Source organism: Kordiimonas sp., assembly GCF_048260245.1.
Taxonomy (GTDB): domain Bacteria; phylum Pseudomonadota; class Alphaproteobacteria; order Sphingomonadales; family Kordiimonadaceae; genus Kordiimonas.
Genome location: NZ_JBLXGZ010000016.1, coordinates 1 through 23894 on the forward strand (window position 1 = coordinate 1; position 23894 = coordinate 23894).

21 protein-coding genes are annotated in these 23894 nt (G+C 55.5%); 11 read left to right on the forward strand and 10 right to left on the reverse strand.

Features of this window, described 5'->3' with window-relative positions; genetic code table 11:
* The 3 genes from kynU to kynA form a co-directional block, all read right to left on the reverse strand.
* The coding region (gene kynU / locus ACN0VM_RS09880) for a kynureninase (RefSeq protein WP_417450714.1) at positions 1–1239 on the reverse strand (1239 nt) is incomplete at its 3' end.
* On the reverse strand, positions 1236–1874 hold the full coding sequence (kynB, locus tag ACN0VM_RS09885; RefSeq protein ID WP_417450715.1) for an arylformamidase: 639 nt from the start codon (positions 1872–1874) through the stop codon (positions 1236–1238). The genes kynB and kynU, both read right to left, overlap by 4 nt.
* An 11-nt stretch (positions 1875–1885) precedes the next feature.
* Complete coding sequence (gene kynA / locus ACN0VM_RS09890) at positions 1886–2746, reverse strand: tryptophan 2,3-dioxygenase (protein ID WP_417450716.1); 861 nt, start codon at positions 2744–2746, stop codon at positions 1886–1888.
* A 452-nt stretch (positions 2747–3198) separates the two neighbouring features.
* Here kynA and ACN0VM_RS09895 point away from each other — a divergent pair, with 452 nt between their 5' ends.
* Together ACN0VM_RS09895 and ACN0VM_RS09900 are read left to right on the forward strand one after the other, a co-directional pair.
* Positions 3199–3855: an MBL fold metallo-hydrolase gene (locus ACN0VM_RS09895; RefSeq protein ID WP_417450717.1), complete on the forward strand. Its 657-nt coding sequence runs from the start codon at positions 3199–3201 to the stop codon at positions 3853–3855.
* Between the two features lie 62 nt (positions 3856–3917).
* Positions 3918–5303, forward strand: coding sequence for a DUF3667 domain-containing protein (locus ACN0VM_RS09900; protein WP_417450718.1), 1386 nt, complete (start codon positions 3918–3920; stop codon positions 5301–5303).
* A gap of 71 nt (positions 5304–5374) precedes the next feature.
* Here the strand turns inward: ACN0VM_RS09900 and ACN0VM_RS09905 are convergent, their stop codons facing one another.
* The 3 genes from ACN0VM_RS09905 to sppA form a co-directional block, all read right to left on the reverse strand.
* A complete protein-coding gene (locus tag ACN0VM_RS09905) occupies positions 5375–6001 on the reverse strand; it encodes an FMN-dependent NADH-azoreductase (RefSeq protein WP_417450719.1) in 627 nt (208 codons plus the stop codon).
* Between the two features lie 138 nt (positions 6002–6139).
* On the reverse strand, positions 6140–6541 hold the full coding sequence (msrB, locus tag ACN0VM_RS09910) for a peptide-methionine (R)-S-oxide reductase MsrB (protein ID WP_417450720.1): 402 nt from the start codon (positions 6539–6541) through the stop codon (positions 6140–6142).
* Positions 6541–8373: a signal peptide peptidase SppA gene (gene sppA / locus ACN0VM_RS09915; protein ID WP_417450721.1), complete on the reverse strand. Its 1833-nt coding sequence runs from the start codon at positions 8371–8373 to the stop codon at positions 6541–6543. The genes msrB and sppA overlap by 1 nt, the downstream gene beginning before the upstream one ends.
* Positions 8374–8519: 146 nt before the next feature.
* On the opposite strand from sppA, the gene ACN0VM_RS09920 reads away from it, so the two are divergent.
* The 3 genes from ACN0VM_RS09920 to ACN0VM_RS09930 are packed head-to-tail and all read left to right on the forward strand — an operon-like array spanning position 8520 to position 10955.
* Positions 8520–9371: an AIM24 family protein gene (locus ACN0VM_RS09920; protein ID WP_417450722.1), complete on the forward strand. Its 852-nt coding sequence runs from the start codon at positions 8520–8522 to the stop codon at positions 9369–9371.
* A gap of 8 nt (positions 9372–9379) precedes the next feature.
* Positions 9380–10510 carry a sialidase family protein gene (locus ACN0VM_RS09925; RefSeq protein ID WP_417450723.1) on the forward strand — a complete coding sequence of 377 codons (1131 nt, stop codon included), beginning with the start codon at positions 9380–9382 and terminating at the stop codon, positions 10508–10510.
* Between the two features lie 22 nt (positions 10511–10532).
* Entirely contained in the window at positions 10533–10955 is a 423-nt protein-coding gene (locus ACN0VM_RS09930; RefSeq protein ID WP_417450724.1) for a PaaI family thioesterase, read from the forward strand.
* A gap of 13 nt (positions 10956–10968) precedes the next feature.
* Here the strand turns inward: ACN0VM_RS09930 and ACN0VM_RS09935 are convergent, their stop codons facing one another.
* Entirely contained in the window at positions 10969–12282 is a 1314-nt protein-coding gene (locus tag ACN0VM_RS09935) for an FAD-dependent oxidoreductase (protein WP_417450725.1), read from the reverse strand.
* A gap of 157 nt (positions 12283–12439) precedes the next feature.
* Here ACN0VM_RS09935 and ACN0VM_RS09940 point away from each other — a divergent pair, with 157 nt between their 5' ends.
* Positions 12440–14215, forward strand: a complete 1776-nt coding sequence (locus ACN0VM_RS09940; protein WP_417450726.1) for a hypothetical protein — start codon at positions 12440–12442, stop codon at positions 14213–14215.
* 73 nt (positions 14216–14288) lie between these two features.
* Here ACN0VM_RS09940 and ACN0VM_RS09945 read toward each other — a convergent pair whose 3' ends face one another.
* On the reverse strand, positions 14289–15851 hold the full coding sequence (locus tag ACN0VM_RS09945; protein WP_417450727.1) for a hypothetical protein: 1563 nt from the start codon (positions 15849–15851) through the stop codon (positions 14289–14291).
* Between the two features lie 419 nt (positions 15852–16270).
* Between ACN0VM_RS09945 and groES the strand changes: the two genes are divergently transcribed.
* Positions 16271–16558: a co-chaperone GroES gene (groES, locus tag ACN0VM_RS09950; RefSeq protein WP_262691100.1), complete on the forward strand. Its 288-nt coding sequence runs from the start codon at positions 16271–16273 to the stop codon at positions 16556–16558.
* Between the two features lie 59 nt (positions 16559–16617).
* Entirely contained in the window at positions 16618–18267 is a 1650-nt protein-coding gene (groL, locus tag ACN0VM_RS09955) for a chaperonin GroEL (RefSeq protein ID WP_417450728.1), read from the forward strand.
* A gap of 153 nt (positions 18268–18420) precedes the next feature.
* On the opposite strand, the gene ACN0VM_RS09960 is transcribed toward groL, so the two are convergent.
* Positions 18421–18579: a YqaE/Pmp3 family membrane protein gene (locus ACN0VM_RS09960; RefSeq protein ID WP_417450729.1), complete on the reverse strand. Its 159-nt coding sequence runs from the start codon at positions 18577–18579 to the stop codon at positions 18421–18423.
* 33 nt (positions 18580–18612) lie between these two features.
* Positions 18613–18996, reverse strand: a complete 384-nt coding sequence (locus tag ACN0VM_RS09965) for a PRC-barrel domain-containing protein (protein WP_417450730.1) — start codon at positions 18994–18996, stop codon at positions 18613–18615.
* A gap of 291 nt (positions 18997–19287) precedes the next feature.
* Between ACN0VM_RS09965 and ACN0VM_RS09970 the strand changes: the two genes are divergently transcribed.
* From ACN0VM_RS09970 to ACN0VM_RS09980, 3 genes are all read left to right on the forward strand, one after another.
* Positions 19288–21339: a methyl-accepting chemotaxis protein gene (locus tag ACN0VM_RS09970; RefSeq protein ID WP_417450731.1), complete on the forward strand. Its 2052-nt coding sequence runs from the start codon at positions 19288–19290 to the stop codon at positions 21337–21339.
* Between the two features lie 320 nt (positions 21340–21659).
* Positions 21660–22958: an OprO/OprP family phosphate-selective porin gene (locus ACN0VM_RS09975; RefSeq protein WP_417450732.1), complete on the forward strand. Its 1299-nt coding sequence runs from the start codon at positions 21660–21662 to the stop codon at positions 22956–22958.
* A gap of 309 nt (positions 22959–23267) precedes the next feature.
* Complete coding sequence (locus ACN0VM_RS09980; RefSeq protein WP_417450733.1) at positions 23268–23843, forward strand: GNAT family N-acetyltransferase; 576 nt, start codon at positions 23268–23270, stop codon at positions 23841–23843.
* Positions 23844–23894 lie beyond the last annotated feature (51 nt).

A 23894-nucleotide genomic window follows, 5' to 3' on the forward strand; every position in this document is an offset into this window, starting at 1 on the left:
GGTCACATCCGACCGGGTTTTATATTTGCTGTCGCGCCAGATTTCCTTGTCGAGGATGTCGGCGAGAATATCCACGGCGCGGTAAACGTCTTCGAACGAGAGGTAAAGCGGCGTGAAGCCGAAGCGCATATAGTTTGGCGCGCGGAAATCACCGATGACGCCACGGTCGATCATCGCCTGCATCACGGCGTAGCCTTCCGCGAACGACAGTGAAACATGGCTACCGCGTGCGCTGTGTTTCTCGGGCGTGACAATGCCAATATTATGGCCCACCAGCTTTTCGCGCACCAGCGCCATGAAAAGGTCGGCCTGCGCCAGTGATTTTTGACGCACCAAGCGCATGTCGACATCCTCGAATACCTTCAGGGCTTCTTCAAGCGCGCTGGCAGCGAGTACACCGGTGGTGCCAACCAGCATGCGGCGGATGTCGGCGGCGGGTTCAAATTCATCCTTGAAATCAAACGGATTTTTGTGGCCAAACCAGCCGGAAAGCGGTTGGCGTACCGTGCTCAGGTGGCGGTCTGCCACATAGAGGAAAGCAGGCGCGCCGGGGCCACCGTTGAGGTATTTATAGCCACAGCCCACGGCAAAGTCGGCACCCGCGCCGCCGAGGTCAACCGGCACTGCACCAGCCGAGTGACTGAGATCCCAAACCATCAGGGCTCCCTTGGCCTGCACGGCAGCGGTGATGTCTTTCATATCGAACATGTCGGCGGTGACATAATGCACGTGGGTCAAAAGCACGACGGCAGTATTGTCATCCACCGCATCCAATATTTCGTTTCGGTCCACGGTGACAAGCTCATAGTCCTCACCCAGAAAATCGGCGAGGCCCTGCATCATATAAAGGTCGGTCGGGAAATTGCCGGGCTCGGAGATGATTTTTGTACGGCCCTTGTTAAGGCGGCAGGCGGCCGCGGCAACCTTGAAAATGTTTACACTGGTGCTGTCTGCCATCACCACTTCATGGGGTTTTGCGCCAACAAGCGTGGCAATACGGGCGCCCACGCGGGTTGGCAGGTCGATCCAGCCTGCTGTGTTCCAGCTTTTGATAAGGTCGGTGCCCCATTCGCGCTTGATAACCGTGTCAAGGCGCGGTGGTACGGCTTTTGGCAGCGGGCCAAGGCTGTTGCCGTCCATATAGATCACGCCTTTCGGTAGGTCGAAGGCCGCACGTTTTTCTGCAAGCGGATCGTTTTTGTCCTGGTTCTGGCACCAGTCAAGCGAGGTAGGGATCATGGTAAACTCCGAAGTATTGCGCGCACAGGGCTGCCGTCGGCGCCTTGAATTTTAAGCGGCAGGGCAATGAGCTCATAGTCACCCACCGGCACATCGTCGAGCACAAGGCCCTCAAGAATGGCCATGCCTGCCTTGTCGACGGCAAAGTGCGCGTCGAGCGTTTTGCTGTCTTCCCGGTCGAGCGAGGGCACATCAAGGCCGATCAACTTACAGCCGTGCGAGGCCAAAAGATGGATGGCATCGGGGCTCATGGCCGGAAAATCGCTGTCCCAGCCGTCATGCGGGAAGGATTTGAACAGTTTGATCAACACACGTTCGGCCAAACCGGGCAGGGCGGCTTCGAGGTGGCGCGGCTCAACCAGCGCACCGGCTGGCACGACGTCTGACAGGTCAATCAGCGTGGCGGGGCCAATGTAGGCCGCGAGATCGGTGTTGGCGCAATCGATGCCGTTTTTGTCAAAATGCAGGCGACTGTCGGCGTGGCTGCCGGTATGGGTCGACATGGTCATGGCGGAAACATTGACCGGGCAGCCGGGTTCGATATGCCATGTGCGGTCAAGCGTAAACTCGCTATCGCCGGGCCAGACAGGGATGCCGGGGCGGATGGTTTGCGAAATGTCAAAGATGCGGGTCATGAGGGTGTTCCCTATAGGCTTGTGCGCAGCGTCCAGAGTTCGGGGAAGAAGCGGAGGTCCAGCGCCTTGACGAGATAAGAAACCCCGCCGGTGCCGCCGGTGCCGCGCTTGTAGCCGATGATACGCTCCACCGTTTTCATATGGGCAAAGCGCCAGGCATGGAAGTGATGTTCAAGGTCCACCAGTTTTTCCGCCAGTTCATAGAGATCCCAGTATTTTTTTGGGTCGCGGTAGACGGCAAGCCATGCGGCTTCCACGGCGGCGTTTGCCACATAGGGCTGGCGCCAGTCACGGTCCAGTACATCGGCGGGTATATCAAAACCGCGCCGGGCGAGAAGCTTGATGCAGAGATCATAAAAGCTTGGTTGATCCAGCACCATCTGCAGGCGGTCATAATGGGCGGGGCGCGCTTTGTGGGCCTCGGCCATGCGCTCAGCCTTGTTGCCAAGACGGTATTCCATCTCGCGGTACTGGAAGCTCTGGAAGCCGGAGCTTTGGCCAAGGTCGTCGCGGAAGGCAGCATAGTCAGACGGTGTCATGGTCGAGAGTATCTCCCACGACTGCTTGAGGTTGGTCTGGATACGCGCAACACGCGACAGCATCTTGAACACGGGGCCGAGGTTGTCAGCCTTCACATGGTCCATCGCCGCGCCGATTTCGTGCAGGCAGCATTTCATCCACAGTTCCGATGCCTGATGAATGATAATAAACAGCATCTCGTCGTGTTTGTCGGAAAGCGGGGTCTGGCACGCCAGCAGTTCATCAAGCTTCAGGTATCCACCATAGGAAATATCCTGTTGCCAGTGAATATCCTCTCCGCTTACGTCGACGGAAGTGGCAGGGTTTTTATTGGTTTCTGTCTTTTGTGCCATGATGTTTCCTTGCGACTGATGTCTTACACTTGTCTTGCTCTCTTTATTTTAGAGCTAAAATACAGGGATGCTAGCGTCATTTGACGGCATTATCAATGTAGCTGTTTGTGCGGACTCATCGATGTGTCGCATCGCAATGCGGCGGCCGTGGGTGAAGCTGGTAAAATCCGGTTCAGGCGTCAGTCGACGATATCAACCGCGGTGCCGACTGCGGTCGTGGCGACTTTTACCGGTACCGTTACAATGGCGCAGCCGGACAGGAGCCCCAGAATAGCGGTCATCGTCAGAATTTTACGCATGGTGCACTCCGTCGTTTCTTGCTGGAATCCTATGCTATAGGCAGAGCGCCCATACAAGCCTTTATTTGCTGGTGTAAGGCCCTATCTAAAGGGTGCACGCTTGAAGGCGGTGTCGCCAGCCGTTATGGTTGGCTGAGAGTTTAAGGAGTGTATATGCTTAAGGCCCAGATTGTACCGGTGACCGGCTTTTCCCAGAATTGTAGCATCATCTGGTGCGACGAAACCATGGAGGCCGCCTTTGTTGACCCGGGCGGAGAGGCGGACAAGCTTCTGGACGCAGCTAAAAAGCTGGGTGTGACACCGAAGAAGATATTCCTTACCCACGGTCACCTTGACCACGCAGGCGGCGCACAGGATATCCGCGAAACGCTCGGTCTGCCGGTGATCGGCCCGCACAAGGATGACCTGTTCTGGCTCGAGGGCATCGAGGCACAGGCAGCGCAGTACGGCCTGCCGGGGCTGAGATGTGTGCAGCCTGACCAGTGGCTGAAGGATGGCGATGAGGTCAGCATTGGCAATATCACCCTTCAGGTTTACCACACGCCGGGCCACACGCCGGGCCATGTAATTTTCTTTGAGCCGGAACACAAGGTCGCTTTTGTGGGTGATGTATTGTTCAAGGGCTCGATCGGACGTACGGATTTCCCCAAGGGCAACCATGCAGACCTGATCAACGCTATTACCGGCAAGCTTTGGCCGCTGGGCGATGATGTAACCTTTGTGCCAGGGCATGGCCCTTTGTCCACTTTTGGGGCGGAGCGGCAATCAAACCCGCATGTTGGCGACCGGGCCCTGGCGTCTGCACGCTAGACTTATTCCGTACTGGAAACGGGCAACCCCCTTTGCTATAAGGCTTTTAAGGGGGATAGGCGATGCGCAGGCTTGTCAGAAAATGGATCGTTCAGCTTAAACGGAGACGCCTCAGGCGTGAGCTGCGCAAACGGGGTGAGCATAAACTCCGGGCGCAGGAAGTGCGCGAAGCCGAGCTGGGATGCAGTAATTGCGGCGCGGAGCTGACCGGTCCCTTCTGCCATATCTGCGGCCAGCGCGATGATGACTTCAAGCGGCCCTTCTGGTCGCTTTTGCGTGAAATTCTCGACAATGTCTTCTCCAGCGACAGCCGCCTTTTCAAGACGCTGTTTTTGCTTGTGCTCGTGCCTGGTGGGCTAACACGTGCTTTCGCCATGGGGCGCCGGGCGCAATTTGTGCCGCCACTCAGGCTTTATATCACTGTCTCGATCATGTTTTTTGTCATCGTCGCCATTGCCGATGTTCTCATTCTTGATATTGATGTCAGCCCGAGGATGACGGAAGCGGAGCAGGCCGAAAAACGCCGCGTCGCGACCGAGGAAACGGGCAAGCATCTTGAAGAGCTTAACCGCCTGCGTGAGGCCGAAGGGCTTGAGCCGCTTGCACTGCCGCCAGCACCCGGTATCGTGCCAGCCAGCCCGGACAGCCGCCGCGTGCTGACTGCCGCTGATCTGATCCCCGAGGTGCAAAAAGCAATCAGGGAAGATATCGGTGATGAAGACAGCGATAGCGATAAAGCGGATGAAGCTGCTGAAGTGCAGGCCGAGCAGGTGCGCGAGAGTCTGAAAAAGGCACTTGAAGAAACCGGCGACGAGATGCCGGAAGGTGCGCGCACCGCGCTTGAGAATTTGCTTGAGGACCCTGAGGCACTGCAGGTGCGCCCGCCGGGCGATGAAGATGATGATTTTCCCTATGAGGTCGACGTCGATATGTTTGTCGACAATGACGGCGAGGAGCACGAGGGCCTGCGGCAGGAAGATATCGACAAGGTTTTGAGTAACCCTGATACGCCTGAATTTATGAAGGAGGTGGTCAAGGGAGCCGCTCGTGCGCTTCGTCAGCCGGAGCAGATGAACAAACTGTTTAACGAATGGCTGCCGCGTGCGCTTTTTGTGCTGGTGCCGGTGTTTGCGCTGATCCTTCGGCTTTTTCACTGGAAGAAAGACCGGCTTATATTGCACCAGCTTGTGTTTTCACTGCACTTTCACAGTTTCCTGTTCCTGCTGATGACGGCGCTTATCATCGTGGTGCCGCGCTTTGGTGCCGATATGGGCCTGGGTGTGTTCTGGTGGGGTACGTCAATTTACTTGATCATTGCGCTCAAGGTTGGGCAGGAACAGGGGTTCATCCGCGCCTTTCTCAAGGCCGGTTTTATCTGGGTGGCGTATTTTGCCATCATGTCGATTGCGATTATCGGCGCGGTGCTTCTCGGCTTGCGTGACCTCTAGGCGGGAACGAGAAAACGCACCGCGCGAGGATGCGGTGCGTTATCCCTTTCCAGGTGGCTATTGCTCGGTACTTATGCCGCCTGTTTGAAGCTTTCAACCGCGCCGGTCAGTTGCTCTTCCGCGGCCTTGAGGCTGGCATCGGCGTCCACCGCTGTTTTATCGGCGGCAACGATGGTCACGTCTGTGATGCCAATAAAACCCAGCACATGGCGCATATAGGTGGTGGCATAATCATAGGCTGCGCCTACGGGCGTACCGCCAGAGGCCATAAAGAGTATGGCTTTTTTGCCCTTCAACAGACCCTCAGGGCCGGCTTCGGTATATTTGAACGTCACACCCGCGCGCGCGATCTGGTCAATCCACGCCTTGAGGGCAGCGGGCACGCCAAAGTTATAGACCGGCACGCCAATGGCCAGAACATCGGCTGCCTTCAGGTCGGCAATTAGCCGGTCGGAAAGCGCGAGGTGTTCTTTCTGCGCTTCCGTGCGGTCATCCGCAGGGGTGAAGTTGGCGCCAACCCAGTCCTCATTGACGAAGGGCAAGCCGTCAGCCACATCGTGGTTGAGCACGGCCATATCCTGTTGCTGGCCAAGGCTGTCGATGAAGCGGTTGGTGAAATCGCGGGTGATGGAGCCTGTCTTGCGCGCACTTGCGTCAACGCGCAGGAGGGTCAGGTGGGTGTTGTTGCTGCTGGTCATCATATATTCCTCGTTTAAAGCTTTTGCGCTGTGCGCTGCTGTTAGAGGGAATGTATGATGTGTCTGGCGAAACGGTAGCGTGAGATTCTGCCACGCCGTGTTGCGTTTTTTGAAACGCGGCTCATCTTAACAGCAAACCTAATCTTCCGGCTCAAGCTCCAGTGATGCGGAGTTGGTGCAGTACCTGAGCCCGGTCGGCGGTGGGCCATCGGGGAATACGTGCCCCAGATGGCTTTCGCAGCGTGCGCACAGAATTTCCGTGCGCACCATGCCGAGGCTTGTGTCGGTTTTCTCTACCACAGCCTCGTCACCGATGGCGTCATAGAAGCTGGGCCAACCCGAGCCGCTGTCGTATTTGGTCTCGCTTGAGAACAGCGGTGCCTTGCACGCTGTGCACAGGTAGATGCCCTTTGTCTTGGTGTTCCAGTAGCGCCCGGAAAAGGGTGCCTCGGTGCCGCCGCAGCGGCACACCTGATATTGCTCTGGCGTCAGCTCATCGCGCCATTCGGCGTCGCTTTTTGCTACCGGGTCTTTGCTCATTAGTCGCGTACCTTACAGACAAAGCACACCGCGTAGCGTGCGTCCGGGTCATTGAAACGGAACAGCTTTTCAGCCTCGGTCTTCAACTCAAGCGCTGTTTTCATCAAAGGCGACATCTGGTTGCCGGACAAGCCTTTGAAGTTGTCGCCTAAGGACGAATTCATCAGGCTTGCCAGCATCTGGTCAAACTTATCAGGCTGATCGCGGTAGAAAACAAGGTTGAAGTCTTCAACGCCAGCCGAAGTTGCCGCCGCTTTCACCGCGTCGCCAAAGTCGCCCAGATGGTCCACCAGCCCCAGTTCATGAGCTTTGGTGCCAACCCAAACGCGGCCCTGCGCGATTTTGTCCACATCCTCAACCGACATGTTGCGGCCTTCAGCTACAAGGCTGAGAAACTGGCCATAGCCCGCTTCGATCGACTGCTGGATAATATCCTTGGCGCTGTCGCTCATGGGGCGGGTGATGTTGAAGGCACCAGCCAGCGGTGACGTTCCGACACCGTCGGTGTGAATGCCGACCTTTTCAAGCGTACGCTCAAAAGTGGGCACAATGCCGAAGATGCCGATCGAACCGGTGATGGTGCTGGGCGCTGCCCAGATTTCATCAGCAGTGGCGGATATCCAGTAACCACCAGAGGCAGCCACGGGGCCAAAGGAGGCAATGACCTTGAGGCCGCTCTCTTGTGCGGCGACAAGTTCCTGGCGGATAATCTCTGACGCGAAGGCCGAGCCGCCGGGGCTGTCCACCCTTAGCACGATGGCGCTCGTGTTCGGATTGTTTCGCGCGTCACGGATGTAGCCTGCGGTGGTTTCAGCGGCGGTTACAGTGATTGGACCTTCGCCCATCACAATTTCACCCTGTGCTGTGATAACCGCAATCTCGTTGCGGCTGCGGTTTGGCCGGTCAGTTGCGGCCAGATAGGCCTGAAAGTGTATTTGTTTGAAAGACGTACCGTCTGGCGTGGCGCCATATTCGTCCATCAGGGCCTGTCGCCACGTGGCGCGCGGGGCCAGTTCGTCAACAAGACCGTTGCTGACGGCCAACTGGGCGAAATCGCCATTCACAGCGCGGAGGTCTGCGTTTACGGTCTGCATGGCCGCTGTCAGCGCTCCGGGCTGGAGCGCGCGTGCCTCAACCACCGATCCTTCATATTGGTCCCACAGGCTGTTGAGGAAGGCCATGTTGGCTTCCTTTGCCGCCGGGGACATATCGTTGCGAATAAAAGGCTCCACTGCGGCTTTATAGGTGCCGACCCGGAACACATTCACGTTGGCTTCGATCTTGTCGAGCATATCCTTGAAATAGGTCGGATAGGAGCCGAAGCCCGTCAGCAGAACGCTGCCAAGCGGGTTCATATAGACCTTGTCTGCCTCGGCCGCGATCATATAAGTGCCTTGGCTATAGGCACTTGATATCGCGTAAACTTTCTTGCCGCTTTCCTTGAAATCACGAATGCCGTCGGCAATAGCATGCAAGTGGCTGGGTGCTGCACCAAACATATTGTCCGTCAGCACAGCTACCGCCTTAATGCGATCATCGCGTTTGGCACGTTCGAGCGAGCGCAGGATGTCATGAATGCTGGTTTGCGGCGGTACGCTGTTGAAGTCGGTGAAGACTTCCTCCAGCGGGTCCGGATACTCGGCTTGCTCTACAATCATGCCGTTAGGCCACAACACCATCACGGCGCCAGTCGGCACAGAGGGGCGGGTATCCCGGTTGCTACCTAAGTAAACACCGACCAGAAGCAAAATAACAAGAAGCCCGAGCGCGGTTGTGCCCAGCCCCTGAATAAACTTGAAAATGGATTTAATAATAACCCAGACGCCTTTCATGGCGATTTTCTCCAGACCTTGAAAAGAGTTGGCAACATGCCTTCATTAATAGAAAGTGCGACGCCAAAGCCCCACCGTCAAGGGGCGATGCCAAGAATGTTAAGCACTTTTGTACAGCGAGCGACAACCAGACAAAGGGAAAAACAGTGCCCAGCCATATTCCAAATGTTCCAATTTCACGCCACAACCGCCGCCATTCTATCGCTGATGATGTCGATTTTGAGATCAAGGGTGCCGAGATGCAATTTGTTGAGGTCGAGCTAGACCCCGGCGAATCCGCTGTCGCAGAGGCGGGTACGATGATGTTCAAATCAGCGGATATATCCATGCACGCAGTGTTTGGCGACGGGGCAGGCCAAGAGGCAAGCTTTATGGACAAACTGCTGGGTGCGGGTAAACGGCTAGTAACAGGGGAAGGGCTGTTCACCACCGTATTTACCCATGAAGGCGCGGGCAAGGCGCGGGTGGCATTTGCCGCGCCTTATGCCGGTAATATCCTTGCATTCAAGCTATCGGATTATGGCGGGCGTATTATTTGTCAGAAGGACAGCTTCCTTGCTGCTGCGCGTGGGGTGCAGATCGGCATTCACCTGCAGCGCAAAATCATGACCGGCCTGTTTGGCGGTGAAGGCTTCATCATGCAACGTCTTGACGGCGACGGCTGGGCCTTTGTGCATGTGGGCGGCACTTTGATTGAAAAAGAGCTCAAGCCCGGCGAAGTGCTGCATGTGGACACAGGCTGCGTGGCGGCCATGACCGCAGATGTTGATATGGATATCGAACGGGTGGGCGGCATCAAGTCGATGATTTTTGGCGGAGAAGGTGTCTTTTTTGCGCGCCTTCAGGGGCCGGGCAAGGTTTGGCTGCAAAGTCTGCCGTTCAGCCGCCTCGCGGGCCGGGTACTGGCCGCTGCGCCGCAACATGGCGGCAAGGATAGGGGCGAAGGGTCGGTCCTTGGCGGCATCGGGCGTATACTGGACGGCGACAACAGCTTTTAGGACACCTTATGAGACTTCGTATCATCCGCCACCAAACCCTTTACCGGGACGAACGTTTTTATGCGGCTTTCCCGAATGTGCTGGCGTTGCCATCGGGGGAGGTGCTGCTGGCGTTTCGCCGTGCGCCCGACCACCGCTGGATGCTGGGCGGGGCCGCAGCGGATGAACGCGACAGTGTCGACCACTGGCACTTTCGCTCTCACATTGCGGTGATGCGTTTTGACGCCACCATGCAGGAAGTGCAGGGCGCACGCAGCTTGCCAACCTATGCGGAAGCAGGGGATCAGGATGCAAACCTGTTCCTCACTTCTTCAGGTCGGCTGTTGCAGTATGGTTTTCTCTGGTATCCGGTCACGCGGGAGATTGCTGACAAACTGAAGGACATGGGGCAAGCGCCTGTGATGAAAGAGCATCTGGGCGCGGGCTATGTCTACTGGGCCAGCTATGTGCGCTACAGCGATGATGAGGGCGTGACATGGTCGGACCATATTCTGTTGCCGGATGAACCCACAAGCGGGCCGCGCACGATGAAATACCGACCACTCAGCGCGCCCATTCGCGGCCGCATGATTGAGCGCGCGGACGGCAGTCTGCTGATTGCGGGTTATGCAGGTAATGTGCAGGGGCAGGAACTGCCTGTTGTGCGTTTTTTTGAAAGCAGGGATGGCGGCGAAAGCTGGTCTGTGCCGGACACCATGGTCGCCATGCCAGACATTTCCCTGGCAGAGCCCGCGCTGGCGCAGTGGCCGGCGGGGTGTGTGACGGTATTTAACCGTACCGGACATAACGAAGACCGGCTGGTGACCGCGACCTCAAACGACGAGGGACGCAGTTTTGATCCGCCTGAAACGGTGGAACTGAAGGGGCATCCCTATGACCCGCTGGTGTTGCCGGATGGCCGTCTGTTATTGGTCTATGGATACCGGCATGAACCGATGGGCGTACGTGCAAGGATTATAACACCGGGGCAGGAAGTCGCCGAGGCGGAGGAGATTATCATCCGCGATGATAGCGCCAGCCGCGACACCGGTTATCCGTCCGCCACGATACTGCCGAGTGGTCAAATCCTGATTGCCTACTATATTGCAGATGAACGCGGCCTTCGCGGCATTGAAGGCACGCTAGTCGAGATTGATTAGTTTATTTTGAGAGGAACAGCGCGTGGCGCTTACAACCGAAGACCTGAAAGCCCGTGGTTACCGTACATGGGGTGGGGAAGACCCGTTTGAAGATCTGATTGCCCCGTTTTATTTCAACGAAGAAGGTGAAGACATTAAATGCGCCTTCATTTCCGAGCGCAAACACTGCAACGGCCACGGCATGTTGCATGGCGGCCTGTTGATGACCTTTGCCGATTTTTCCATGTTTGCCATTGCCCGGCGTGAACTTGCGGACGGCGCGGCGGTAACGGCAGGTTTCAATGCTGAATTCATTTCCGCAGGGCCGCAGGATGCGCTGATTGAAGCAAGGGGTGAGGTGGTGCGTGCCACACGGTCGCTGATCTTCATGCGCGGTACTGTCTTTACCGGCGATACCACGATCCTGACCTTCAGCGGTATTCTCAAGCGTATCCGCAAATCCTGACGCGAGCCGTACGTCAGCTTTCGGCGATGCGTACCATCTCCGCCACATCGACCAGTTTTTTGCGCGGCGCGCCCGCTTGTGCGCCCGCTTCCTCACTGGCTTCGATTTTCTTCCAGCTCTGGAAGGTGACGATATGAAGGTCGCGTTCACGCACAATACGGTCAAGCCCGTCGCGGCCTTCCCTGCCGGACGCTTTGACTTCCGACAGAATTTTGTTCGCAACTTCCAGCCCATCGGGTTTGTTGGTGCCGATGGTGCCTGTTGGTCCGCGTCGCGCCCAGCCTACGCAGTATAGTCTGTCCAATATCCGGCCACCCTCATTCTCGAAACAGCCGTAACGCTCGCTATAGGGCACGTCGCGGATGGGGCTGGTGCGGTAGCCGATGCACGGCACCACAAGGCCCACAGGCAATACCTCGGTCATGCCGGTGCCGACACATTTGCCGTCCTCGACCTTGGTTTCCTCAAGTCTTATGCCGCATACGCATGTCTCCCCCATGATCGCCATGGGACGGCGGTAAAATTGCAAGTGCAGGCGCACCGGCTTGGCATCCGGGCTGTTGGCCGCGATGGCGCGCAGCGTGGCCATGTTCTTTTTTGCCGCGCCGGTCAGGCTTTCGTCCGCAGCTCTGTCTGGCAATTGTTCCGGTTTCACCAGTGCGACGCAGTTTTCCAGCTGGTTCAGCTCGCCAAGCTCTTTAGGGGTAAAGCTGGCCTCAAGCGGACCACGGCGGCCCAGGATATAGATGTCCCGGATGGGCGAACCATGGATCGTGCTCGCCGCGTGGGCGGCGAGGTCGGAACTGGTCATCTCGGATGCGGTTTTTGCCAGCACCCGCGCGACGTCAACCGCCACATTGCCGTTGCCGATTACCGCGACCGAGGCAACCCGCAGGTCCGGGTTCAGGTCTTTATAGTCGGGGTGGGCGTTATACCAGCCGACAAAGGCGGCAGACCCGATGACACCGCTGAGGTCTTCGCCTTCAATGCCAAGCGGGCGGTCTTTGCCCGCGCCTGTTGCGAGCACAACGGCGTCATAGAGTTCCCTGAGTTCGGCGAGCGTGATGTCACGCCCCAGCGCAAGGTTGCCAACAAAGCGCACATTCTCGCGGCTGTTGGTGGCTTCATAGCGGCGCGAGACATTCTTGATCGACTGATGGTCGGGTGCCACACCGGCGCGGATCAGGCCAAAGGGGGTCGGCAACCGGTCAATGATATCCACATGTACGTTGCCGTCGCCACCGGTAAGTGCCTCTGCAGCATAATAGCCTGCAGGCCCCGCACCGATAATCGCTACATTGAGTAAGCCCGCACCATTGGATGCCATGCGTCCCTCCCGTTTTGCTGGCTGGCAGCATGCCACGGAACGCTGGCCGGGCCAAGGGGCCTAAAACAGGTGGTTCTTTTGCGCTGTTCTGCTAAACTTTTGCGGCCTCATCTGTTCAGCGTAATTCGAAGCGACTGTGCACAGACTGGAAAGAATTATGAAATCTCTTATTACACCTATGCTGTTTCTGGCCGCTGTGGCTGGTGCGAACACGCTTTTGCCGTCGCCCGAGCCGGTGTCCGGTGACATTTCCTATGCGTTCAACCCCACGGAAATACGGCGCAATATTTGCGGCCCTGTGGGGACAAACCGTGGTTCACTGTTCCGCCCCGATATCGCGCACCTGATTTCAAGCGCGGCGCACGCGGATGAGACTGGGGGACACGATGATGTGCCATTTCTTAGCGGGCTGGATAGCCGTGATTTCCCGATCTCAAGCGAGGTTCTGTTGGCGCGCGCTTATTTTCGTCAGGGTTTTGCGCTGCTGTACGGGTTTAACCACTGGGAGGCGATCCGCGCCTTCAAGGCCGCACAAGCCGCCGATCCGGACTGTGCCATCTGCCATTGGGGCGAGGCGCTGGCCTATGGTCCCAACATCAATGCGCCGATGGATGCTGACGGCAATAAAAACGCTGTCGCAGCGCTTGAGAAAGCCAAGGCGCTTGCCGCTGGCGCCAACGGGCGGGAACGCGACCTGATCACAGCGCTTGAGGCACGGTATGAAGCTGGCGCTGGTGCAGAACGCGGCGACCTTGACCAGAAGTTTGCCGATGCCATGGCAGGCCTGCACGCAAAATATCCTAAAGATCAGGACATCGCGACGCTCTACGCTGAGGCATTGATGGACATCAGCCCGTGGGATTATTGGGAGCGTGATTTCACCACACCAAAGCCCCATATCCAAACCGCGATTGATACGATGGAAGCGGTCTTGCGGGAGAACCCCGACCATTATGGCTCCATCCACCTTTATATTCACCTTTATGAAGCCAGCAGCATGGCAACGCGGGCTGAGCCCTACGCCGATAAGCTGGCGGGCCTCGCACCGGGGGCAGGGCATCTGGTCCATATGCCGGGGCATATCTATTTTCGCATTGGGCGCTATCTCGACAGTCTGGAGACCAATGTGAAGGCGGTGGCGGTGGATGAAGCTTACCTGAAGGAGGTCTCAGGCTCGACCCTTTACCGGTTTGGCTATTATCCGCACAATGTGCATTTTGTTCTGGTTTCCGCCCAGATGGCAGCGGACGCAGACATCGCGCTTGAGTATGCCGACAAACTGGACGCCCTGATCCCTATAGAGGTCGTCAGGGAAGCGGAGTGGATTGCACCCATCAAGGCCGCGCCCTATTTTGTCTATGCCCAGTTTGGCACGCTCGATAAAGTGCTTGAGGTTCCAGACCCGGGCGACGACATCCCTTATTTGAAAGCCATGTGGCATTACGCTCGCGCCACAGCCTATGCCACACTGGGTGACGGCAGGGCGCTGGATGAAAAAGCCGCCATTGATGCCCTTCTTGAGAATGGCAGCGCGAAAAATGCCGGTGGTTTCCCGGCGGCGAGCATCCTCACGCTGGCATCGCACAGTATTGAGGGAAAATATCAGCAGGCGTTGGGCAATTATGATGCGGCGATAGAAGCGTTCCGCGCTGCCGTCGCGGCACAGGACAGCATGCCGTATATGGAACCGCCTTACTGGTATTATGCCGCCGAGCAAAGCTTGGGTGCAGCGCTTTACGCCGCGGGCCGCTTTGGTGAGGCGGAAGACGCTTTCAAAGCCAGCCTTGTCAGGCATCCTAATAGCGCATGGTCGCTTTATGGCCTGATGGAAACGCAGCAGAAGCTGGGCCGCATGGGCGAAGCCGCGATGACGGAAAAGCTGCTAATGAGTGCAAGCCGCAATGGCAAGGACGTGCCGTTTATCAAGCTTTAAGCGAGCCGCTATGTTGAAAAGAAAAGGGCCTCATATGAGGCCCATTTTTGTTATTCGGTTTTGCCCGTTTTGCCTATCTCAGGCTGAAGGAGACGTCCAGAAGGTCCGGCCAGTTGTCTTTGCTCAGGCCCTGCAGCGCTTCCTCATCAGGTGTCTTCTTGCTCTTCACCTTCAGATACAGTGGTTGTGACGGTGTGGCGAAGAAGGCCTTTACCGCAGGCATCAGCGTTTCGGGCGTGGTGGCGCCAAGTTCTGTGTTTGTCATTTGTTCAATGCCGCCAATCAGCGCGACCTTGAGGTCAGGCACTGGTACGCCACTCATCGCGGAATAGACATTGAACACCCGTTCTGTGCCGCCCATGTCAGCTAAAACGAGCGCAAGGTCAAACCCGCTATAATAGCCGGTGTATGCCTCAACCATCTGCTGGATCATGCGTTGGTTGACTTCTTCCGGCGTCAGCCGGTCATCAGGATTTGCCTGCAGTTCTTCCATGAAGTCGAACTGGGCCTGCTGTACAGCGAGCAGTTTCTTTGCCATTTTTTCCACGTCGACGTCAGTGAATGTCATCTTGCTGTCGATACCAAACATGTCGCTGATCGTCATTTTGCTTTGGCCCAGCAGGCGTTTGTCCTGCTCGTCATAGCGAATGGTGCTTCTGCCATTCAGCCGGAAGGTATCAATGCCCGCAATGGTCATCATCTGTGCAGCCGCGGGTGATGCCATGCCCAGGTTGCTGACGACGAACTCGCTGATTTCGCTTTTGGCGCCAACGACCATGCCGGCGCGGCGATCAATATCCCTGACCGATAGGCTCTCAACGTCGATGCCCAAGCCATTGGGCAGAATTGCCGTAAGCCCGACAAGCTCGAAACCTTCAAAGCCGAAGTAATTCAGCGACTGACGGGCCATTTCATGGGCCATCTCGCGCGACATGGCTGGGTCGGCCACGCCAAACATTGCCTGGGCTTGTGTCATTTCAATGAAGCGCCGCAGCGCGCCTATGTCGCCGCCGGAGACTTCAAATTTTTCCAGTTTGCCTTCAGCGGGGCTGCCGTTTGGCAGGGTGGAGGTCATGCTGATGTTTTTGATGCGAAATTCGTCCAGCCAGTTGCCGTCGTCGGAGGTGTTGAGCACAAAGGCATCAAGCACAAAGACGCTGTCGGGCGCGGAGGACTTCACCTCGACATCCAGAACCTCGACCTTGTGCAGGGACCCGCTCCATGACGCAAAGCTGCTTGCTTTGCTCAGGTCGTCAAGGCCTTCGCCCGCCACATGCAGGTAACCAATCCTTATTGTCTCAGACACGTTTGACGCGGCAACATTATTGAGCTTTACGGACTTCAGGTTGTCTGCATCGCCGTCAAAGCCGAAACCAACATCAAGCCGCGCGGTATCCACCTTGATGGACTGCGCAGGTGTTGCCCGGTTTTGGGCTACAATGCCGCTCACGGTGGCGGTGCCGGATAGCAAGCTGGGATCGAGATCATCGTAACTGATGGTGAACTCGTTTTCCGCGCTCTCGTTATAGCTTGCAAGCATCTGCTCGATATTGCTCTCAATGCTGTGTGCGGCATAAAAATAGCCACCCGCAAGTGCGGCACCGACAAGTGCACCGCCCACTAAAACTTTATTCATTCAAGGCCCCCAAGGAAGAAGAGTTTGGTGTAAATTGAAAACTGTTCCCAGCATATTCATGTGAGCTTACCGGGTAAACCTATGATTAGTTTGGGTGCAGACTTTTATGGCTGTCTGCCGTTGCAGAGCGAAGCGTTGCATGCCGGGGCCGTTGCTCCGCAGGAAACCATCAAGGGCCAGTTCAGAACAAAGAGCAGCATCGGTCCTGCGGTGGCGATGCGAGCCGCCGCCTGTCGTAACCCCTGATTTGTGCCGCAGGCCTTGCAGCGTGCGGCCACGTTAAAAAAGATTCATGAAAATTTTGCACGCTGCCTCTTGAAGCTGTCACACGAAGGGCATAAATAGGGTCTTGCGTTAGCACTCACGGGAAGCGAGTGCTAACAGTTCATATTTCCGGTTTATCATTTAGGAGACAAACCATGGCTCTTCGTCCGCTTCACGACCGTGTATTGGTCAAGCGCATTGAAAGCGAAGCTAAAACCGCAGGCGGCATCATTCTGCCGGATACGGTTAAAGAAAAACCATCCGAAGGCGAAATTCTCGCAGTTGGCACCGGCGTACGCGGTGACGACGGCAAAGTAACGCCGCTGGACGTCAAGGTTGGCGACAAAGTGCTGTTCGGCAAATGGTCCGGCACCGAAGTCAAGATCGACGGTCAAGACCTGCTGATCATGCAAGAAAAAGACATCATGGGCATCATCGAGTAATCACTCGACGCCTTTTGTCCAGACATCAGTCAAACACATAATTTCAGGAGCCCCATACCATGGCTGCTAAAGAAGTAAAATTTAACGAACAGGCCCGTGCCAAAATCCTCAAGGGTGTGGACACGCTGGCCAACGCGGTTAAAACCACGCTAGGTCCAAAAGGCCGTAACGTTGTTCTCGAAAAATCCTTCGGCGCGCCGCGCATCACCAAAGACGGTGTATCGGTTGCCAAAGAGATCGAACTCAAGGACAAGTTCGAGAACATGGGCGCGCAAATGGTGAAAGAAGTAGCTTCGCGCACCAACGACGTCGCCGGTGACGGCACGACGACTGCGACTGTTCTGGCTCAAGCCATCGTACGCGAAGGCATGAAGTCGGTTGCGGCTGGCATGAACCCGATGGACCTGAAGCGCGGTATCGACATTGCAACAGCAAAAGTTGTTGAAAGCCTCAAGGCCCGCACCAAAGACATCACCACCAATGGTGAGATCGCTCAAGTCGGCACCATCTCCGCAAACGGCGAAGAAGCTGTTGGCAAGATGATCGCTGAAGCGATGGAAAAAGTTGGCAAAGAGGGTGTTATCACCGTTGAGGAAGCCAAAGGTCTCGAAAGCGAACTCGACGTTGTTGAGGGTATGCAGTTCGACCGCGGTTACCTGTCGCCTTACTTCATCACCAATGCAGAGAAAATGACGGTTGAACTCGACAACCCGCTCATCCTCCTGCACGAGAAAAAACTCTCCAACCTTCAGCCGATGCTGCCGCTTCTTGAAGCTGTTGTGCAGTCGGGTCGTCCGCTTCTTATCGTTGCGGAAGACATCGAAGGCGAAGCGCTGGCAACTCTCGTTGTGAACAAACTGCGTGGCGGCCTCAAAATCGCTGCCGTGAAAGCCCCTGGTTTCGGTGATCGCCGCAAAGCCATGCTGGAAGATATCGCCACCCTTACCGGTGGTCAGGTTATCTCCGAAGACCTCGGCATCAAGCTTGAAAACGTTGGCATCGACATGCTCGGTACTGCCAAGCGCGTTGCGATCACCAAGGAAGACACCACCATCGTTGACGGTGTTGGCTCCGAGGAAGACATCAAGGCGCGCTGCGAGCAGATCAAAGCCCAGGTTGAAGCCACGACGTCCGATTACGACAAAGAGAAGCTTCAGGAGCGTCTTGCCAAGCTGAGCGGCGGTGTTGCCGTGATCAAGGTTGGCGGTGCTACCGAAACTGAAGTGAAAGAGCGCAAGGACCGCGTTGACGATGCGCTGCACGCAACCCGTGCGGCCGTTGAAGAAGGCATTGTTGCTGGTGGTGGTTCTGCCCTGCTGTACGCTACCAAAGCCCTCGAAGGCCTTGAAGGCGCCAACGGCGACCAGACAAAAGGTATCAACATCATCCGCAAAGCGCTGCAAGCTCCTGTACGCCAGATCGCTGAGAACGCGGGTGTTGACGGTGCAGTTGTTGCTGGCAAGCTTCTTGAACAAGATGACGATGACTTCGGTTTCGACGCCCAGAATGAGGAATATACCAACCTCGTTGCCAAAGGCATCATTGATCCGACCAAAGTGGTTCGCACTGCACTGCAGGATGCGGCTTCCATCGCTGGTTTGATGATCACGACCGAAGCTATGGTTGCTGAAATCCCTGAAGACAAGCCAGCCATGCCTGCGGGCGGCGGCATGCCTGATATGGGCGGCATGGGCGGCATGGGCTTCTAAGCCACGCCTTCTAACGCTGAAAACAAAAAACCTCCCGGAAAGTGATTTCCGGGAGGTTTTCTTTTGGGGGACTGATGCGCGAATAAACCTAACGCTTGGCCCTAACGCTTGGCCCTAACGCTTGGCCCTAACGCTTGGCCCTAACGCTTGGCCCTAACGCTTGGCGATGATGTAGATCGCGTGGATAATGCCGGGGAAGTAGCCAAGGATCGTCAGCAAGATGTTGATCCAGAACTGCGCGCCGATGCCGACCTGCAGGAAAACGCCCAGTGGCGGCAGCAGAATTGCGATGATGATGCGTAGAATATCCATTGGTTGTGTCCTCAGTTTATTGCGTAATAAAAGTTAGCGTTGTTTGGCGAAATCAAGACCGGTTACAGCAAAGTTTTCACCAGCGGCCTGCCGCATACGGTGGTGTTTGAGTGGTTCAGCGGACCAAGAATAGTCTTTTCCATCAATTTGAGGAAGCAATTCGAGTTGCTCTTCGGTGAGGTCAAGTCTGCAACACTGGCCGTCAGCGCAGATTGTGACATCGGATAAAGGAAAGGCATAGTGCTGTGCACCCAGAGGCGTGCCCAAAATACCGCCGCGCCGCAAGATAATGACGTGGTGAAAGGCGCGGCCATCAACGTCCATCACAATATCTTCTATAATACCAAGTTTTTCGCCATTCAGGCCGAGCACCTGCTGATTGCTCATCTTTGTTACCGAAACCGCTTGATAGGCCATTATGTCCTCCAGAAACCCATAGCTTGATCCATAAATGAAGGTTTTACATGCCCACGTATTTCTTTGCTGTGCGGTTTGCTGGGCCAGAGCATAAAAAACATATAAAGGACACGGCGTTGGCGAACGTCGTTTTCGAAAAATTAACGCTTTGGGACTAAACGTTAAACATCGGATAGCTCGAATAGACTGGAAGATTGGCGGATCAATGCGCGCTTATTGGGATGTGTGCATTTTAGATTGCCGGGTGCAAAATTATGATTGGGGGCATGTTTCTGCTTGGAAGGAAACTATATGCTCAATTGGCTTCAGAATAAGTCAATTTCCCTAAGGGTCTTTATCCTTGCTGCGATTGGCGTGTTGGGGCTTGTTGCCATTCTCGTTGCGCTTATGATTTCTGACAATATTGTTGAAAGAGCGACGCGTGACGCCGAACATTTCAGCGAAATCAGCACGCTTACGCGGGATGTTGAGCGACAGTCCCTTCAAATTCGTCGACGTGAGAAGGATTTTCTGCTGCGGCGGGATATGGAGTATGTGCAACTGTACGATGAAGCCAGCGACCTCGCCGTAACAAAGTTGGACGCGCTGCAGAGCACCCTTAAAGATACAGCGATGCAGGCGGCCGTGAGCGAGTTGAAGCGCATTGTGCCCCAGCACCGGGTGCAGTTTCACATTGTTGTCGATAACCACGTGGCGCTGGGCCTTGACGAGAACAAGGGTCTGGAAGGCGAGCTGCGCATCGCTGTTCGGAATATTGAAGAGCTTTTGCAGGCCAACGAAAATGACCAGCTTGAAATTCTCATGCTGATGATGAGGCGGCACGAAAAAGATTTCATCATGCGGGTTGACCGCAAATATATTGACCGGGTGGCGGATCGCAGTCGCGAGTTTGAAACTGCGCTAGAGAGCGCACCATTTAAGCCAAGTGTCAAAGCGCAGATTTCAGAGAGACTGGCCGAATACACATCCTCTTTCAACGCGTATGCGAGCAAGCGTCTCGCTATAGAAGATGACCTGAGCGAACTCAGTAATATCTATAGTGAAATGGAAAGCCCTTTCGATGTTCTGATGAAGGTGTCGAGCAAAAATTATGCGCAAAAAGTCGCGGAAGCAGAAACCATTGAAGTGTCGTCATTTCAGACGATTGTGATCGTTACTTTTGCGATGATCGTTTTGGCCGTTCTTACGGCCATCGCCATTATCCGGTCGACGGTGAAGCCGGTTCAGGCACTGGAAAGCGCGTTACGCGGCATCGCGGGGGGAGATTACACCATCGCCATTCCCGGTACTCAGTTCCGCGATGAACTGGGCAGTATGGCGCGCACAACTGAACAGTTGCGCGATAGCGCTGCGGAGCGTGTGCGGCTTGAAGCTGAGGCTCGCCTGAAAGCTGAAGAACAAGCCAAAGAAGAGCGCGACCGCGCTGCCGCCGAAGCGGCCGCAGAACGTGCCAAGATCGAAGCCGAACGCGAGGATGCCCAGCTTAGAGAGGAGCGGTCAAACCACCTGAACACCCTTGTTTCCTCGTTCGACAGTACCATTTGCGATGCGGTAGAGAACCTGGATACCGCGTCTGTTAGAATGCGGGACACCGCCGAACAAATGGTGGACGTTGCGGATACCACAGGGCGGCAGGTCAACTCGGTTAGCGAAGCGTCGACGCAGATGCAGGAAAACGTCTCCACAATGGCATCTGCGATTGAAGAATTTGCGGCATCCATTGCTGAAGTAAACCTGCAGATGCAAAATGCAAACTCTATTTCGAAAGAAGCTGTGGACGCTTCCGAGCGCGGCGGCGAGGCCATTGGAAAGCTTTCTGAAAGCTCGAAGCAGATCGAAGATGTTGTCAAGCTGATCAATGATATTGCAGAACAAACCAACCTGCTGGCTCTGAACGCAACAATCGAAGCGGCGCGGGCCGGCGAAGCAGGAAAGGGCTTTGCCGTTGTGGCTAGTGAGGTTAAGAGCCTTGCGAACCAGACCGCCAAAGCAACCGAACAGATCACCTCTCAGATCATGGATATGCAGAATGTTACAGGTGTCGCCGTCAGCGTCATTCATACTATTGGCGAGGCGAACGAGCGCTTGAATAACGTCATGCTTAATGTGTCTTCTGCAGTGGAAGAGCAACAAGCAACGACCAATGAAATTAGTCGTAGTGTCCAATATACAGCAGAGGGTACGCAGCGTGTAACCTCAGAAATTCATCAGGTCTCGCAGGGGGCAGAAAAAACAGGCGCGGCTTCTTCCGACGTGATGTCGGCAGCGGAGCAACTGGAGCTTCTCGCCGCGAGCATAAAGCGCGAAGTGGACAGGTTCCTGGCTGACGTGAGGGCTATGTAAACGAAGTTCCATTATTTGCGCCCTGACAGTAGAAAACGTGTTTCATTTTTGTAATGAATTTGTAATTTAGTCTCGCTCAGGAATTAAAAAGGGCGCGATTTTGACGGATTTACGAAGCTTTAATGTATTAAAGTTATTATAAATCATGATGTTAGAGTCAGTGTCTTTTTGTAATATTTGTTATGGTCTTTAAATGCGAATGCCGGAAAGGCACTTCATTCGAGGCGCGTTTCATGAGTTTGGGGAAGTGAGTGAAAAAGAAGCCAGAGAGCAGGCAGTTGGGTGCCTGCTCTTGATTGGCCAACCGACAGGAAAAACAGATGTTTAAGCGAAACAAGCTGGTGACTTTGCTGGGCGCAACGGCTTTGGTCACACTACTAACGGCTCCTGCAGGTGCGCAGTCGATAGAAGAAATGAAAGCACAATTGGCAGCATTGGCCAAGCGCATCGAAGAACTGGAAGCCAAACAGCAGGCGTCCGAGGAAAAACAGGCCAAGCGCCCGAAAATTTCCAGTGCAGAACCAGCTTTTGGTCTGGCGACAGACGACGGCTTGTTTGAGGTCAATGTGCGGGGCCGCATCCTCGCGGATGCTGCATGGGCTACAGATGGCGACAGCACCATGGGTGTGAAAGCCACCGAGATGCGTGCGGCCCGTATTGGCGTGCAAGGCAAGGCTTGGAAAGACGTCAAATATGTTATCGAGGCTGACTTTGCTGGCGATCAGGTGGCATTGGCCGATGCGACCCTCGAGTATAAGACATCTATCGGGACATGGCGCTTTGGCCACTATAAGCCGTCAGTCTCTCTGGAGGAGACAACCTCTCTGTTAAACACCACGTTCATGGAACGCTCGGCATTTACAGATGCGTTTTCCTTCGGGCGCAATATTGGCATCGGCTACAAAAACGGTGGTGAAAACTGGTCGTTTAATCTGGGTGCCTTCCGGGGCAAAAACGATGGCGGCTTAGAGGATGAAGGGTTTATTTTTGCTGGCCGGGTGACCTACGGCCAAAGTTTTGAGGGCGGCACGTGGCTTATGGGCGCGTCGGCACGCTATCAGGACGCGGGTGACGGTGGGCTGCGCTACCGTCAGCGTGCCTACTCGCACCTTGCAGACCGCTTTGTTGATACGGGCACTGTCACTGACAAGGACATGCTGATGATCCTTGAAGGGGCGGTGCAATACGGGGCATTGCATGTGGCATCGGAGTGGTCGCAGCTGACGGCAAAGGATGCGGCGTCGGATGGTGGTAATGCCACATTCTGGGGTGGCTACATTGAGGCGGGCTGGTTTATCACCGGCGAGGGAAAACCCCTTAGCCTGACCAAAGGCGCGTGGGGCCGCCCTAAAGTCAATAAACCGGTTCATGAAGGTGGCATGGGGGCCTGGCAGGTCGCCGCCCGCTTCGATCGTGTCGATCTCACCGGTTATGGCGTATACGGTGGTGAGCAGGACACCTATCTTATGGGGGTAAACTGGTACCTGAACCGACACTCGCGTCTCATGGCCAACTATGCGCATACCACATTTGATAAAGCCTTTAATGTGCCCGCTAATGGCGCCGATGGCTCCAACGATGCCGATGTCGTTACCCTCAGGATGCAGATTGACTGGTAACTGGATATGAACTGCAGACAAATAAGGCGGTGGCCCTTCCTGGGTCACTGCTTTTTCTGGGCCGCATGGTACAAATTATTAATGCAAAACCCCAGCTATGGAATAGCCTAGAAAAAGTCACTTGAACTGACGGCTTTGAAATTATAAATACGCAACTTCTTGAACACAAAACTGTCACGGACGCCATGCTAAAGAGCACCCATATCAACCGGTATAACCGAATGCGACGACACGTAAGAACCTGATTCTAAACGTGTTGTTATGCTCCTGGAGTTTCTGTGCAAGCTCCTTTGATATGGGAAAAAGCCGATGATCAATTTTGATCAAGAACGGCCCTTCGACAAAGCGCAGATAGAGGCGCTGCTCGATGTGGCTTTTGGACCTGACCGGTTCAAAAAATCTTCCTACGCCCTGCGGGAAAATGTGGATCCTGTTGCGCGGCTGTCGCGCGTTGCACGTGCGGATGGCCGTATCGTGGGGACTGTTCGCTTCTGGCCTGTGCTTGTGCGCGATCTTATTCGTGGCTCCGACATGCATGCTCTGCTGTTGGGTCCGCTTGCGGTAGCGCCCGGCATGCAAAGCCACGGCGTGGGCGGTGAACTGATGCGGCGCTCGATCACCGCAGCCACTGAAGCGGGACACCGGCGCATTCTGCTTGTGGGTGATATCGCTTATTATGGCCGGTTTGGTTTTGAGAGCGTGCTGCCAAACTATATCACAATGCCGGGTGGTCGGGATGCGCGGCGCTTACTTGTGCGCCAAAGCACGGCACTCCCATCACTGCCTGCGGTCGGTAAGGTCATGCCCGCTGCGCCGCCGCGTACTGCGCCGGCACCTGTTCTGGTCGGCGGCTACGACCGCGGCCAGCCGGTCGTAGCAGCATAAACAAAATACATAGTCTTTTCTTTGCCATACCTGCCCCTTACATTAAGGGGC

What these genes read in the sequence shown, in the direction of transcription:
- ACN0VM_RS09895 (WP_417450717.1), top strand. Translation starts at nt 3,199, where the DNA reads ATGCTTAAGGCCCAGATTGTACCGGTGACCGGCTTTTCCCAGAATTGT.
- ACN0VM_RS09945 (WP_417450727.1), bottom strand. Translation starts at nt 15,851, where the DNA reads ATGAATAAAGTTTTAGTGGGCGGTGCACTTGTCGGTGCCGCACTTGCG.
- msrB (WP_417450720.1), bottom strand. Translation starts at nt 6,541, where the DNA reads ATGAGCAAAGACCCGGTAGCAAAAAGCGACGCCGAATGGCGCGATGAG.
- kynA (WP_417450716.1), bottom strand. Translation starts at nt 2,746, where the DNA reads ATGGCACAAAAGACAGAAACCAATAAAAACCCTGCCACTTCCGTCGAC.
- ACN0VM_RS09970 (WP_417450731.1), top strand. Translation starts at nt 19,288, where the DNA reads ATGCTCAATTGGCTTCAGAATAAGTCAATTTCCCTAAGGGTCTTTATC.
- ACN0VM_RS09900 (WP_417450718.1), top strand. Translation starts at nt 3,918, where the DNA reads ATGCGCAGGCTTGTCAGAAAATGGATCGTTCAGCTTAAACGGAGACGC.
- ACN0VM_RS09935 (WP_417450725.1), bottom strand. Translation starts at nt 12,282, where the DNA reads ATGGCATCCAATGGTGCGGGCTTACTCAATGTAGCGATTATCGGTGCG.
- groES (WP_262691100.1), top strand. Translation starts at nt 16,271, where the DNA reads ATGGCTCTTCGTCCGCTTCACGACCGTGTATTGGTCAAGCGCATTGAA.
- ACN0VM_RS09925 (WP_417450723.1), top strand. Translation starts at nt 9,380, where the DNA reads ATGAGACTTCGTATCATCCGCCACCAAACCCTTTACCGGGACGAACGT.
- ACN0VM_RS09965 (WP_417450730.1), bottom strand. Translation starts at nt 18,996, where the DNA reads ATGGCCTATCAAGCGGTTTCGGTAACAAAGATGAGCAATCAGCAGGTG.
- ACN0VM_RS09975 (WP_417450732.1), top strand. Translation starts at nt 21,660, where the DNA reads ATGTTTAAGCGAAACAAGCTGGTGACTTTGCTGGGCGCAACGGCTTTG.
- sppA (WP_417450721.1), bottom strand. Translation starts at nt 8,373, where the DNA reads ATGAAAGGCGTCTGGGTTATTATTAAATCCATTTTCAAGTTTATTCAG.
- ACN0VM_RS09980 (WP_417450733.1), top strand. Translation starts at nt 23,268, where the DNA reads ATGATCAATTTTGATCAAGAACGGCCCTTCGACAAAGCGCAGATAGAG.
- ACN0VM_RS09940 (WP_417450726.1), top strand. Translation starts at nt 12,440, where the DNA reads ATGAAATCTCTTATTACACCTATGCTGTTTCTGGCCGCTGTGGCTGGT.
- kynB (WP_417450715.1), bottom strand. Translation starts at nt 1,874, where the DNA reads ATGACCCGCATCTTTGACATTTCGCAAACCATCCGCCCCGGCATCCCT.
- groL (WP_417450728.1), top strand. Translation starts at nt 16,618, where the DNA reads ATGGCTGCTAAAGAAGTAAAATTTAACGAACAGGCCCGTGCCAAAATC.
- ACN0VM_RS09960 (WP_417450729.1), bottom strand. Translation starts at nt 18,579, where the DNA reads ATGGATATTCTACGCATCATCATCGCAATTCTGCTGCCGCCACTGGGC.
- ACN0VM_RS09905 (WP_417450719.1), bottom strand. Translation starts at nt 6,001, where the DNA reads ATGACCAGCAGCAACAACACCCACCTGACCCTCCTGCGCGTTGACGCA.